The sequence below is a fragment of the Ornithinicoccus hortensis genome (assembly GCF_006716185.1).
Taxonomy (GTDB): Bacteria; Actinomycetota; Actinomycetes; order Actinomycetales; family Dermatophilaceae; genus Ornithinicoccus; species Ornithinicoccus hortensis.
This window is the reverse complement of sequence record NZ_VFOP01000001.1, coordinates 1307386-1320548: the sequence shown is the minus strand read 5'-3', so window position 1 is coordinate 1320548 and position 13163 is coordinate 1307386. Positions and strand designations below refer to the sequence as shown.

Genomic DNA, 13163 nt, shown 5'->3' with positions numbered 1-13163 from the left:
ATCGGCCCACAGTGCAGGGGCACACCTCGCGTTGACTTTGCCACGCGCCCACTGACCCGCGTGCCCCCCGACCGGAAAGACAGTCCCACCATGGAAGAAACCCGCACGTTCGCGGACTTCAACGTCCACCCCGACATCGTCAGCGCCCTGGCCGACCAGGGCATCGTCCACCCGTTCCCCATCCAGTCGATGACCCTGCCGGTGGCCCTCGGAGGTCACGACATCATCGGCCAGGCCAAGACCGGCACCGGCAAGACGCTCGGCTTCGGGGTGCCGATGCTGCAGAACGCGGTCGGTCCGAACGACGACGGCTTCGCCGACCTGGCCGCCCCTGGGAAGCCCCAGGCGCTGGCCGTCGCCCCGACCCGTGAGCTGGCCGTCCAGGTCGCGGCCGACCTCACCAAGGCCGGCGCCAAGCGCGGGATGCGGGTGCTCACCGTCTACGGCGGTCGCGCCTACGAGCCGCAGGTCGAGGCGCTGCGCAAGGGCGTGGAGATCGTGGTCGGCACCCCCGGCCGGCTGCTCGACCTCGCCAACCAGGGCCACCTAGACCTGGGGCACGCCCGGATCGTCGTCCTCGACGAGGCCGACGAGATGCTCGACCTGGGCTTCCTGCCCGACGTCGAGAAGATCCTGGCGCTCACCCCGGCGGGCCGGCAGACGATGCTGTTCAGCGCCACCATGCCCGGGGCCGTCGTGTCCCTGGCCCGCCGCTACATGACCCAGCCGACCCACATCCGGGCGATGGGCGAGACCGACGAGGGGCACACCGTCGCCGCCGTCGAGCAGTTCGTCTACCGGGCCCACGCGATGGACAAGGTCGAGATGGTCGCGCGGATCCTGCAGTCGGAGGGCCGCGGCCTCACGATGATCTTCGCGCGCACCAAGCGCACCGCGGCCAAGGTCGCCGACGACCTGTCGTCCCGGGGCTTCGCGGCGGCCGCCCTGCACGGGGACCTCGGCCAGGGCGCCCGCGAGCAGGCGATGCGCGCCTTCCGCAACGGGAAGGTCGACGTGCTGGTCGCCACCGACGTGGCCGCCCGCGGCATCGACGTGGAGGCGGTCACGCACGTGATCAACTTCCAGTGCCCCGAGGACGAGAAGACCTACCTGCACCGGATCGGCCGGACCGGCCGCGCCGGCGCCACCGGCGTGGCCGTGACCTTCGTGGACTGGGACGACATGCCCAGGTGGGGACTGATCAACAAGACCCTGGACCTGGGCATCCCGGAGCCGGTCGAGACCTACTCCTCCTCCCCGCACCTGTACGAGGACCTGTACATCCCCGCGGGCACCAAGGGCACGCTGCCCCGCAGCGCCCGCACCCGCGAGGGCCTGGACGCCGAGGTCCTGGAGGACCTGGGCGAGACGGGTCGCGGTGGCGGTCAGCGCAGTGGTCGTCGTGGTGGCGACCGGGGCGGGCGCTCCGGTGGCGGTCGCTCCGGCGGCGGCCGCTCGGGCGGGGGCCGGTCCGGCGGTGGTCGCTCCGGTGGCCAGGGTCGGGACGGCCGGGGCGACGGCCACGGTGGACGCCGCGGCGAGGGCACGGAGGGCGCCCCGAAGCGCACCCGGAGCCGGCAGCGTCGCCGTCGCGGCCCCAGCACCCAGCCCTCGGGTACCGCCGGCGAGTAGGACCCGGCCGGCTCCGGCCGGTCAGCCCAGCGGGGCCCCGAGCATCGGGTGCCCGCTGGCCCGCTCCAGGAGTGCGGTCAGCACCTCGGGCGAGGTGGTGTTCTCCCCCAGCCGGTTCGGCTTGCCCGTGTCCCCGTGGTAGTCGCTGGAGCCGGTGGGGAGCAACCCGAGCCGCGCCGCCAGGTCGGCTGCCCTCGTCCGTGCCGCGGGCGAGTGGTCCCGGTGGTCCACCTCGATGCCGGTCAGCCCCGCCTCGGCGAGCTCCTCGATCACCTCGTCGCCCACGACCTCGCCCCGGGTCTGGGCGAACGGGTGGGCCAGCACGGTCACCCCGCCCGCGGCCTCGATCAACCGGACCATGTCCCGCGGGGTGGGGGCGTAGTGTGACACGTAGTACCCGCCGTCCCGGGCCAGCAGCGACTCGAAGGCGGCATTGCGGTGCTCGACCACACCGGCAGTGACGAGCGCGTCGGCCAGGTGCGGGCGCCCGAGGGTGGCCTCGTCCCGGGCGTGGTCCAGCACCGCCTGGTAGCTCACCGGGTAGCCGTCGGCCTGTAGCAGTTCGGCCATCTTCCTGATCCGCCCCACCCGCGACTCCCGGGACCGGGTCAGGTCGGCCACCAGGTCCGCGCTCGTCGGGTCGAAGAGGTAGCCCAGCATGTGCACCGAGATGCCGCGGTGGCTACAGGACACCTCGATCCCCGGGACCACGCTCACCCCCAACTGCTGCCCCACCCGGTCGGCCTCGGCCCACCCGCTGGTCACGTCGTGGTCCGTGAGACCGATCACATCGAGACCCGCTGCGGCGGCCGTCTCCACCACGACGGCAGGGGTTTCCGTGCCGTCGCTACGGTTTGAGTGGGTATGCAGGTCGATCCTCACGACGCCACCCTAGGCCGGGGCCGGTCATACTGGGAACGGACCACGAACCCCGCGGCGGCCCACCGCCCGACCCAAGGAGCTTGTCTATGACGCGTCGTCACCTCGCCCGCACCACCCCGCTCGCGGCGGCCCTGCTGGCCACCGCCCTGCTGGCCGGATGCTCTGGGGACGACGACCCCGTGGTGACCACGACCGACACCTCCTCGGCCACCGAGGACGCCGGCGACGACGAGGCGCAGGAGACCACGGAGGCCCCGGCCGACGATGCCGAGGAGACCACGGAGGCCCCCGCGGACGAGGCGGAGGAGACCACCGAGGCCCCGGAGGAGGGGGCGACCGGACCGGTCACCTCCGCCGACGGCGCCTTCACCCTCACCGTGCCCGACGGCTGGACCGACGTGCGGAGCTTGGTGGCGGAGGACGTCGAGGTCGCCGTCCGCGCCGGCGAGATGAGCGACGACTTCTTCAACAACGTGGTGATCACCGGCGAGCCGGCGATCGACGACATCGAGGGCACCATCGAGGCCGCCGCCGAGGACCTCGTGGGTGACGACGGTTCCTACGAGCTGCTGGACCCGATCGAGATCGGTGGCGAGGAGGCCTTCGGCTACACGCTGCTGCGCGAGCAGAACGGCACCGAGATCGCGCAGACGCAGCGCTGGGTGAACCACGGGGACACCCTCTACGTGCTGACCCTGTCGACCGCGGCCAGCCAGCAGGAGGAGGGTGAGGCCCTCCTCACCGAGATCCTCGACACCTGGGAGTGGCAGGACTGACCTCCGTCGGACGGGGGCGCCGGGCGACCGGTGCCCCCGCTCGGGTGGTCACCCCGCTCAGCTGAAGGAGCCCCGCGCGCGCCTCCGGGCCCGCACCGCGGCCCGGTCCAGGCCGAAGGCGTGCCGGGCGGCGAAGCCGCCGATGGAGACACCGGCGGCCAACCCGAGAGCGATCGAGACCGCGCGGAACCCCTCGACCATCGCGGTGCTCACCAGCCCGGCCGAGTCCTCCATCATCCAGAACAGCGCCCGGTAGACCGCGAGTCCGGGCAGCAACGAGACGATCCCGGCCGTGGTGATCGCCAGTTCTGGCACCCGGAAGGTGCGGTGCGCGGCATACCCGAACGCCCCGACTACCGCGGCGGCCACCCCCACCGTCATCGCGTTGCCGAATCCCAGGAGCGCCATCAGCTCGTAGGCGACCCACCCGGTGCCGGCCGCCGCCGCGGCCACCACGATCCCGCGGAAGCCGGTGTAGGTGGACATCGCGAAGCCGATGCCGACCAGGACGGCCGCGAAGGTGTTGGTCACCGCGGAGCCGTCGACCCGGACCGTCGGGACGACCTCCATCGGCACCTCGAAGGCGCCGGCGATGGCGAGCACCACCGAGATCCCGGTCGCGATGCCCGCGGTCAGGATCAGCACCTCCAGCCCCCGGGCCCCGGCCGTCACGTAGTACCCGTCCAGCGCGTCCTCGGCGGCACCGACCACGGTGAGCCCGGCCAGCAGCACGATGATCCCGGAGATGACCACCAGGGACGGTGACTGCACCCCGGCCACGTTGATGCCCTGGTCCATCGCCCAGGAGAGCAGCACCGCGATCGTCGTCGGGATCGCCGCACCGATCGCCTGGTTGAAGAAGGCGGCCACGCCGAACCGGGCCAGGGCCCGGGTGACCCGGTCCACCACGGTGGCGCTGATCGCGGCGACGAGCCACATCCCGGGCTGGGCACCGAACAGGGCCGTGACGGCGGCCGCGAGCAGCGCGAAACCGGCCGTGACCACCCACCGGCGGTAGGGGTGCGGCTGGGCCAGCACCTTGCCCAGCTCCTGGCGGGCCTCCTGGACCAGCATCCGGTCCTCGAGGCCGTCCGGCTCCACGATGCGGGACACCAGGTCCTGGACCCGTTGCAGGCGGGAGTAGTCGGGCGACCGGACCGAGACGACCCGCATCACGGTCAGCGGGTCCTCGTCCACGCCCCGGTTGATCGAGACCTCGATCGAGGTGAAGGTGATGTCGATGTGCGCCTGGCGGATGTCGTAGCTGGTCATCACCCGCAGCACGTTGGTGACCACGTCGGCCGCGGACGCCCCGGTGGAGAGCATCGCCTCCCCGATCCGGAGGGCGAGGTCGATGACCATGCGGGCGTGCCGCTGGGTGACCTCGTCGTCGTGACCGGGCAGGCCGATCGGGACGGTGGGCGGACCCACGCCGCGGACCACCCACTGCGCCCGGTCCCGCCACACCTTGCCCACCCGAGGGACCGGCCTGACCTGGGGCCCGGTGATGTCGGCGCCGGAGGGCGGGCTGGCTGGTCGGCGCTCGGGACGTGTGGCCACGGACCAAGCGTAGGCACCACCGCAGCCCGCCACCGAACCGACCGTGCGACGATGGGAGGGTGAGTGAGAAGCAGATCAAGGTGGGCCACCGCAGCCGTCCGACGAGCGAGGAGTTCCGTGCCTTCGTGGCCTCGGGGTGGGCTCCCCGCCCGGACACGTTGCCGCAGGAGGCAGCCTTCGCGCCGTATGCCGCCCGTCGCCGGCAGGCGCTGTCGGACGCCTTCCCGGGGGAACGGCTGGTCGTCCCCGCCGGCGGGTTGAAGGTGCGCAGCAACGACACCGACTACGTGTTCCGGCCGCACAGCGCCTTCGCCCACCTGACCGGGCTCGGCGCGGACCGCGAGCCGGACGCCGTGCTCGTGCTGCACCCGCTCGAGGAGGGCGGCCACGAGGCGGTCCTCTACTTCCTCCCCCTCGCCGACCGGGACAGCGAGGAGTTCTTCGCCGACTCCCGCGTCGGAGAGTTCTGGGTCGGCGCCCGCCCGACGCTGGAGAGCATGACCGCCGAGCTCGGGATCACCACCCGGCACCTGGACGAACTGCCGGACGCACTGGCCAAGGACGCCGGCGTGGTCCGGCTGCGGGTCGTGCCGGATGCGGACCAGGACGTGACCGCCCAGGTCGCCTCGGTCCGGACGCAGGCCGGGACCCAGCCGCAGGACGAGGCGCAGGCGCAGACCGAGGAGGACGTGGAGCTGGCCCGCTTCCTGTCCACGCTGCGCCTGGTCAAGGACGAGTGGGAGATCGAGCGGATGCAGGAGGCGTGCGACGCGACCGCGGACGCCTTCGACGCGGTGGTCGCCGAACTCCCCGAGGCGGTCCGTCGCGGACGCGGCGAGCGCTGGGTGGAGGGGGTCTTCGGACTGCACGCCCGGCACTCCGGCAACGGCGTGGGATACGACTCGATCTGTGCCGCCGGTGACCACGCCACGACGCTGCACTGGATCCGCAACACCGGTGACGTCTCCGACGGTGAGCTGCTCCTGCTCGACGCCGGCGTCGAGACCGACTCGCTGTTCACCGCGGACGTGACCCGCACGCTGCCGGTCAACGGCACCTTCTCGGAGACCCAGCGCAAGGTCTACGACGCCGTCCTGGAGGCCCAGGAGGCGGGTCTGGCGGCGGCGAAGCCCGGCAACACCTTCAAGGACGTCCACGCCGCGGCGATCCGGGTGATCGCCACCAAGCTGCACGAGTGGGGCCTGCTGCCCGACGGCGTGACCATCGAGCAGACCCTGGACCCCGAGCACGGCCAGTTCCACCGCCGCTGGATGGTGCACGGCACCAGCCACCACCTGGGCATCGACGTGCACGACTGCGCGCTGGCGCTCCGCGAGGACTACATGGAGGGCACGCTGACCCCCGGCATGGTGCTGACCGTCGAGCCCGGCCTCTACTTCAAGGCCGACGACGAACTGGTGCCCGAGGAGTACCGCGGCATCGGGGTCCGGATCGAGGACGACGTGGTCATCACCGAGGACGGCCACCGCAACCTGTCGTCCGCGCTCCCGCGGACCGCCGACGAGGTCGAGGCCTGGGTCCGTTCGGGCGGACGCCGCTGACGCTTGTAGGGTTCGGCCGCCGCGGTCAGTTCCGCTCGCGGGCGGGCAGGTCGGCGAGCAGGTCGCGTGCCTGCTGGGCGAACTTGTGCTCGGTGAGCACCTCGTAGCGGGTCGCCACCACCTGGGAGACCGAGGTGAAGTCGCGCTTGCCCCGCGTCATCCCGTAGCCGAGCATCGCCCAGATCAACGCGAAGACGGCGCCGAAGGCGACGCAGGAGAGGACCGTCACCAGGGTGTCCCCCACGGTGCCGAACAGCGCGAAGATCAGCCCTACGAACAGGCCGAGCCAGATGCCGGAGACCAGGCCGCCGAGGGCGACCCGCCCCATCGTCAGCCGACCGGTCACCCGCTCGACCTGACGCAGGTCGGTCCCCACGATCATGCAGTTCTCGACCGGGAACTGCTGGTCGGACAGATAGTCGACGGCCCGCTGCGCGTCCTGGTACTGGTCGAAGACGCCCAGGGACATCGGGTAGTTCAGCGTCAGGCCCGTCATGCGCCCGGCGGATCCCATCTGCGGATGGCTGCTCACCCGCCCATCATTGCACCCTCGGGGGCCGGTGTCGCACCACGCCGGAGCCCCGACCTCCTGACACAGCAAGACCCCCGACCGAGGGGGTCGAGGGTCTCGTGATCGTGGCGGGCACCGGCTCGTGCGGTGCGCCGCAGGCTCAGCGCTGGAAGAGCCCGCGCCGCGGCTTGACCGGCCGGCGCGCGATCTCCTGCGCCCGCAGCGGGTGCCGGTAGGCGCGCAGCGTCGCGGTGTCGTAGGTGTTGCCAGTGATGATGCCCATGGGCGTGTGCTTCTCCTGCGTCGGTGTGGTGCTCGGTGGGTCGAATTCCGCCGGGCGCCAGACCGTCTGCTCCCTCGCAGACGCCACCCGGCTACACGGTTCAAGCCACGGATCGCGTCAGGTATTCCATATCGTGATGTGATCCGGACCACTGTCCCGAGGATCCTCGATCCGGTCGGTAGTCTGCCCCCGTGAGCCCTCGTGTCTTCGTCGCCCGCCTGAACGGGCTCAGTGTCTTCGACCCGCTGGGGGACGAGGTCGGCCGCGTGCGGGACGTCGTGGTGAGCCTGGCCGGTGCCGTCCGCACCCGCGGGCCACGGGCCATCGGCATGGTGGTGGAGGTGCCCGGCCGGCGCCGCGTCTTCGTGCCGATGACGCGGGTGACCAGCATCGACTCCGGGCAGGTCATCACCACCGGCCTGGTCAACATGCGCCGCTTCGAGCAGCGGCCGGGCGAGACGCTCGTGGTCGCCGAGCTCTTCGACCGCGAGGTCACCGCCACCCAGGACGAGGAGACCTTCCCCGCGGTCGTGGAGGACCTCGCGCTGGAGATGACACCGAGCCGCGACTGGCGGGTGACCAAGGTGTTCGTCCGCAAACGACCCACCGGGTCCACCAGCTCGGCGCTGCGACTCCGGCGCCGGCGCGGGGAGACCGTGCTGGTGGGGATCGAGCAGGTCGAGGGCCTGCACCTGGACGCCCCCGGGCAGGAGGCACACCGGTTGCTGGAGAGCCTGGAGGACCTCAAGCCCCAGGACCTCGCCGGTGCCATCCACGACCTCAGCCCGAAGCGCCGCTCCGAGGTGGCCGACGCGCTCGACGACGAGACGTTGGCCAACGTCATGGAGGAGCTTCCCGACGACGACCGGGTGGAGATCCTGACCCGGCTGAGCACCGACCGGGCGGCCGACATCCTGGAGGCGATGCAGCCCGACGACGCGACCGACCTGTTGGGCGACCTGCCCGAGGACGCGGTCGAGGAGCTCCTGCAGCTGATGGAGCCGGACGAGGCCGCCCCGATCCGCCGGCTGCTGGCCTACGACGAGGACACCGCCGGAGGTCTGATGACCACCGAGCCGGTCATCCTCGGCCCGGAGGCCAGCATCGCCGAGGCCCTCGCCGTGGTCCGCCGGGAGGAGCTCAGCCCCGCGCTCGCCTCCCTGGTCTACGTCACCCGGGCGCCCCTGGAGACCCCCACCGGCCGCCTGCTGGGCATCTGCCACATCCAGAAGCTGCTCCGCGAGGCCCCGCACAACACGGTCGGCTCGGTCGTCGACAAGGACATCGAACCGATCGGCCCCGACGCCGATCTGGGCCAGATCACCCGGACCCTGGCCACCTACAACATGGTGGCCCTGCCGGTGACCGACGAGGAGGGGCGGCTGCTGGGCGCGGTGACCGTCGACGACGTCCTGGACCACCTGCTCCCCGACGACTGGCGCGAGGACCGCGACGACGACGCGACCCCGGAGGCCCACCATGTCTGAACCCACCAACCGGCCCCGCCGCGAGCGCCTCGCCGAGCGCTCCGTGGACCGGGCGGCCGGGCGGGACGACCGCCTGGACCAGCCGCTGGCCCAGGCCAGGTCGTGGCGGTGGCGGCCGCAGATGGACCCCGAGCAGTTCGGCGCCTTCGCCGAGGGGTTCGCCCGGTTCATGGGCACCGCCCGTTTCCTGGCATACATGACGATCTTCGTCACGGTCTGGCTGGTCTGGAACGTGCTGGCCCCCGACAACCTGCGGTTCGACCCCTACGCGTTCATCTTCCTGACCCTGATGCTCAGCCTGCAGGCGTCCTACGCCGCGCCGCTCATCCTGCTCGCGCAGAACCGGCAGGCCGACCGGGACAAGGTGATGATCGAGCAGGACCGGACCCGGGACGAGCGCAACCTGGCGGACACCGAGTTCCTCACCCGCGAGGTCGCAGCGCTCCGGATCGCGCTACGAGACACCGCAACCCGCGACTTCGTCCGTTCCGAGCTGCGTAACCTGCTGGAGGAGCTCGACGAGCGTCAGCGCAGGTTCGACCCGGACGACGGCGAGGACGCGACGGAAGACGCCCGCGACTGATCCGGGACCGCGCCCGACCGAGCGGCACCGCGGACCTAGCCGCGGGAGACCACGTGCAGAGCGCGCCGCGGCGCGACCTACCATGGGGTTATGCCCGTTCCTACCCTTGACACCATCCAGGCAGCCCTCGCGACGGTGAACGACCCGGAGATCCGGCGACCGATCACCGAGTTGGGCATGGTCGAACGGGTCGACGTCTCCCCCGAGGGCCTGGTCTCCACCACCGTCCTACTGACCGTCCCCGGTTGTCCGATGAAGGACACCATCACCCGGGACGTCACCGCGGCCGTGTCCGCCGTCGAGGGGGTCACCGACGTGCAGGTCCAGCTCGGGGTGATGAGCGACGAGCAGCGCCAGGGGCTGAAGCAGCAGTTGCGCGGGAACGCCCCGGAGCGGGAGATCCCGTTCGCCCGCCCGGACTCCCTGACCCGGGTGTATGCCGTGGCCTCCGGCAAGGGTGGGGTCGGGAAGTCCTCGGTCACCGTGAACCTGGCCGCGGCGATGGCTGCCGAGGGCCTGCGGGTCGGGGTGGTCGATGCCGACATCTACGGCTTCTCGGTGCCCCGCATGCTCGGGGTGGAGCACCAGCCCACGCAGGTCGACGACATGATCCTGCCGCCGATCCAGCACGACGTGAAGGTCATCTCGATCGGGATGTTCGTGCCCGGCAACCAGCCGGTGGTGTGGCGCGGCCCGATGCTGCACCGGGCGATGCAGCAGTTCCTGGGCGATGTCTTCTGGGGCGACCTGGACGTGCTGCTGCTCGACCTGCCCCCGGGCACCGGCGACATCGCGATCACCGTGGCCCAGCTGCTGCCGAACTCCGAGCTGCTGGTCGTCACGACCCCGCAGCAGGCCGCCGCCGAGGTGGCCGAACGGGCCGGGTCGATCGCCCTGCAGACGCACCAGCGCCTGGTCGGCGTGGTGGAGAACATGTCCTGGCTGGAACTGCCGGACGGCACCCGCCAGGAGATCTTCGGCTCCGGCGGCGGGCGCACGGTCGCCGAGTCGCTGTCCCGCTCGATCGGTGCCGAGGTGCCGCTGCTCGGGCAGATCCCGCTGGACGTCACCGTCCGCGAGGGCGGCGACCAGGGGCTCCCGGTCGTCCTGGGTCAGCCGGACTCCCCGGCCGCGACCGCGTTGCGCGCCGTCGCCCGTGGCCTGTCCGGCCGCAGCCGCGGCCTGGCCGGACGCAAGCTCAGCATCTCCCCCACCTGACGGTCACCCCCGGCTGGGGCCCGCCCATGGATCGGTCAGGCCCCGTGGCCGGCCGTACCGCGCGACCAGGTGCCACACCCGCTTGAGCAGCTGCCCGTCCGCGCCGGCCGCTGCCGCCAGTCCGATCACCCGCGCATCGAGCTCACCGTGCCGGGCGATCCGTCGCGCGAGCTCGACTGCCTCGGGTCCGCGGAAGGCCACGTGGCGCTCCGCCTCCTGCACCGTCAAGCGCCGGCCCTCGTGCCAGCGGACCGAGACGGGCAACGCCCGGGCCTGCTCCTCGATCTCGGTGCCGCGGTAGCAGGGGTCCAGCGCGAGCACCTCGACGTCCCGGGCCAGCTCGACGCGGCCGTGGACGTGCGCCTCGACATACGCGTCGAGCAGTCCGCCCTCGCGCGCCTCGTCGGCCTCGTCGACGCCATCACGCACGCGCCGGGCATACTCCTCGGCGTGCCGCACCAGGTCGCAAGCATCTGCCGTGCCGAAGAGTCCGGGCCCGAAGACCGAGTCGGGGAAGCAGAAGGACGTCCTTCCCAGGACCTCTGGGGTCAGCCGCAGGTAGGCCGACCCGAACCTCGGGGCGCCACCGAGCGGTCCTCTGCGGTGGTCGAGGGCACCGTAGACCGGACGCTCGGCGGCCGGCGCGTCGTCGTAGGCGCCACCGAAGATGTCCCGCTCCCACCGCCAGCGCGCGCCACCCTCGTGGGCGGTCAGGCCACCGTTGCTGGTCCCGGTCTCGAACTGCGACCGGTAGGTCCCGTCGAGCCGCAGGTGCTCCAGCACGGTCCGACCGCGGCTGAGCCGGTCGGGGTGGAAGTTGAGGGTGACCCGGAGGTCCGGGTCCAGCGGCGGTCCCACGCTCCGGGAGCGGACCCGCGCCAGCGCCTCCCACGCCGCCGGCCTCATCCGGGCCTCAGGTGGCCTCGGGGTCGAACGGCGTGGGCAGGGAGGGGTCCATCAACCGGACCGTCGGGCCCCCGCCGGAGGCATGGTCGACCTCCCGCTGCGGCGGCTGCGCCTGCCCGGCGTCGGCGCTGGCGGCGGCTGGCGGCTCGTCCTGCAGGGCCTCCCGCACGATCCGGCGCGGGTCGTACTGCCGGGGGTCCAGCTGCTTCCAGTCCACGTCGTCGAAGCCGGGCCCCATCTCCTCGCGCAGCTGCACCTTGGCGCCCTCCGCGAGGTCCCGCAGCTGCCGGACCCCCTTGGCGAGCCGCGAGGCATACTCAGGCAGCCGGTCCGGGCCGAGGATGACCAGGGCGAGCACGATCAGGATCAGCAGCTCGGTCCCGTTGAGGTTCCACATCAGCAGGCTCCCGCCGGCTGCGAGGGGTCGTTCATTCCCCAGATCCTGCCAGGGTGACCTGCTCGGTCCGCTCCGCCCCGTCCGCCTCGCGGATCAGCACCTCGACGGTGTCGCCCACCTTGTGGGACCGCAGCAGCACGATCAGGTGGTTGGAGTCGTCCACCCGCGTCCCGTCGATGGCCAGGATGATGTCGCCAGGCTCGATCCCGACCTTGTCGGCCGGTCCCCCGTCGACGACCGCGTCCTGGTCCCCGGCCTGCGCCTGGTCCAGCACCCGTGCCCCGCCGTCGCGGTAGGTGGTGTCCACCAGGATCCCCATGACGGGGTGCTCGCTGGTCCCGGTCTCGATGAGCTGCTCGGTGGTGCGCTGCACCTGGTTGCCGGGGATCGCGAAGCCGAGCCCGATGCTGCCGGACTGGCTGACCGTCATGTCGGGGATCTGCGCGATCGCCGAGTTGATCCCGATGACGTGTCCGGCCATGTCCAGCAGCGGGCCGCCGGAGTTGCCCGGGTTGATCGCGGCGTCGGTCTGGATCGCGTTGATGTAGGAGGTGGACTCCCCCTGACCGGCCACCACGGGCCGGTTGACGGCCGAGACGATCCCGGCGGTCACCGTGCTGTCCAGGCCCAGCGGGGCGCCGACCGCGACCACGCCCTCCCCGACCTCCAGCTGGTCGGAGTCACCGAACCGCAGCGCCGGCAGCCCCGCGCGGTCCACCTTGAGCACCGCCAGGTCGTAGGGCACGTCCCGGCCCACGATCTCGGCCGGGAGCGGCTCCTGGTCGTGGGAGAACTCCACGGTGATGGTCCCCCCGTCGGCGGCCCCCTCGATGACGTGGTTGTTGGTCACGATGTAGCCGTCCTCGCGCACCACGAACCCCGAGCCCACCCCGGCCCCGTCGTCCCCCTCGACGCTGATGAAGACCACGCTCGGCAGCGCCGTCGTGGCGATGGCGGTGACCGGCGCGGTGCCCCCGGTGCCGATCTGCGCCCCGATCGCCGGCTCCACCACCCGCGGGGTTTCCGACTCCGTCCCGAGGTAGCGGTCCGAGAGGACCCCGCCGGCCACGCCACCGACCAGACCCAGGCAGAGGCCGGCTGCGAGCCAGCCGGCACCGGCACGTCGACGGCCCCGGCCCGGAGCGGCGGGGGGTGTCTCGGCCACGGAGCTGCTGCTCACGGGCGCTGCCGGACGGTCCGGCCCGAACGCCGAGTGGTATGCCGTGGGTGCCGGTGCGGCGGATCCGCTGCCTTCCGGCGGGGTCGCCTCCGGGACGTTGCGGGGCGGGGCGCTGCGCCACTGCAGGGTGCGGTCGACCGGGATCCCCTGGGTGTCGTCCTCGCGCTCGGCCATGATCGGTGATTC

13 protein-coding genes are annotated in these 13163 nt (G+C 72.2%); 6 read left to right on the top strand and 7 right to left on the bottom strand.

What is annotated here, in order from left to right; translation table 11 throughout:
• Nucleotides 1–90 precede the first annotated feature (90 nt).
• A complete protein-coding gene (locus FB467_RS06245) occupies nucleotides 91–1632 on the top strand; it encodes a DEAD/DEAH box helicase (protein ID WP_141784330.1) in 1542 nt (513 codons plus the stop codon).
• 21 nt (nucleotides 1633–1653) lie between these two features.
• On the opposite strand, the gene FB467_RS06240 is transcribed toward FB467_RS06245, so the two are convergent.
• Complete coding sequence (locus FB467_RS06240) at nucleotides 1654–2514, bottom strand: PHP domain-containing protein (RefSeq protein WP_141784329.1); 861 nt, start codon at nucleotides 2512–2514, stop codon at nucleotides 1654–1656.
• Between the two features lie 86 nt (nucleotides 2515–2600).
• Here FB467_RS06240 and FB467_RS06235 point away from each other — a divergent pair, with 86 nt between their 5' ends.
• Nucleotides 2601–3290, top strand: a complete 690-nt coding sequence (locus FB467_RS06235; protein ID WP_141784328.1) for a DUF1795 domain-containing protein — start codon at nucleotides 2601–2603, stop codon at nucleotides 3288–3290.
• Nucleotides 3291–3347: 57 nt separating this feature from the next.
• Here the strand turns inward: FB467_RS06235 and FB467_RS06230 are convergent, their stop codons facing one another.
• Nucleotides 3348–4850: a threonine/serine exporter family protein gene (locus FB467_RS06230; protein ID WP_141784327.1), complete on the bottom strand. Its 1503-nt coding sequence runs from the start codon at nucleotides 4848–4850 to the stop codon at nucleotides 3348–3350.
• Between the two features lie 59 nt (nucleotides 4851–4909).
• Between FB467_RS06230 and FB467_RS06225 the strand changes: the two genes are divergently transcribed.
• Nucleotides 4910–6412, top strand: a complete 1503-nt coding sequence (locus FB467_RS06225; RefSeq protein WP_141784326.1) for an aminopeptidase P family protein — start codon at nucleotides 4910–4912, stop codon at nucleotides 6410–6412.
• 25 nt (nucleotides 6413–6437) lie between these two features.
• On the opposite strand, the gene FB467_RS06220 is transcribed toward FB467_RS06225, so the two are convergent.
• Nucleotides 6438–6944, bottom strand: coding sequence for a YflT domain-containing protein (locus FB467_RS06220; RefSeq protein ID WP_228393458.1), 507 nt, complete (start codon nucleotides 6942–6944; stop codon nucleotides 6438–6440).
• 139 nt (nucleotides 6945–7083) lie between these two features.
• Nucleotides 7084–7206, bottom strand: coding sequence for a hypothetical protein (locus FB467_RS19280; protein WP_267128630.1), 123 nt, complete (start codon nucleotides 7204–7206; stop codon nucleotides 7084–7086).
• A 191-nt stretch (nucleotides 7207–7397) separates the two neighbouring features.
• On the opposite strand from FB467_RS19280, the gene FB467_RS06215 reads away from it, so the two are divergent.
• From FB467_RS06215 to FB467_RS06205, 3 genes are all read left to right on the top strand, one after another.
• Nucleotides 7398–8693, top strand: coding sequence for a magnesium transporter MgtE N-terminal domain-containing protein (locus FB467_RS06215; protein ID WP_141784325.1), 1296 nt, complete (start codon nucleotides 7398–7400; stop codon nucleotides 8691–8693).
• Complete coding sequence (locus tag FB467_RS06210; RefSeq protein ID WP_141784324.1) at nucleotides 8686–9276, top strand: DUF1003 domain-containing protein; 591 nt, start codon at nucleotides 8686–8688, stop codon at nucleotides 9274–9276. Before FB467_RS06215 ends, FB467_RS06210 begins: the two co-directional genes overlap by 8 nt.
• A gap of 90 nt (nucleotides 9277–9366) precedes the next feature.
• A complete protein-coding gene (locus FB467_RS06205; protein WP_141784323.1) occupies nucleotides 9367–10494 on the top strand; it encodes an Mrp/NBP35 family ATP-binding protein in 1128 nt (375 codons plus the stop codon).
• 3 nt (nucleotides 10495–10497) lie between these two features.
• Here FB467_RS06205 and FB467_RS06200 read toward each other — a convergent pair whose 3' ends face one another.
• Genes FB467_RS06200 through FB467_RS06190 form a run of 3 tightly spaced genes read right to left on the bottom strand, consistent with a single transcriptional unit; the run spans nucleotide 10498 to nucleotide 13151 of the window.
• Nucleotides 10498–11400 carry a DUF3626 domain-containing protein gene (locus FB467_RS06200; RefSeq protein ID WP_141784322.1) on the bottom strand — a complete coding sequence of 301 codons (903 nt, stop codon included), beginning with the start codon at nucleotides 11398–11400 and terminating at the stop codon, nucleotides 10498–10500.
• A 7-nt stretch (nucleotides 11401–11407) separates the two neighbouring features.
• Nucleotides 11408–11797, bottom strand: a complete 390-nt coding sequence (locus FB467_RS06195) for a twin-arginine translocase TatA/TatE family subunit (protein WP_141784321.1) — start codon at nucleotides 11795–11797, stop codon at nucleotides 11408–11410.
• A 31-nt stretch (nucleotides 11798–11828) separates the two neighbouring features.
• Nucleotides 11829–13151, bottom strand: a complete 1323-nt coding sequence (locus FB467_RS06190; RefSeq protein ID WP_141784320.1) for a S1C family serine protease — start codon at nucleotides 13149–13151, stop codon at nucleotides 11829–11831.
• Between the last annotated feature and the right edge of the window lie 12 nt (nucleotides 13152–13163).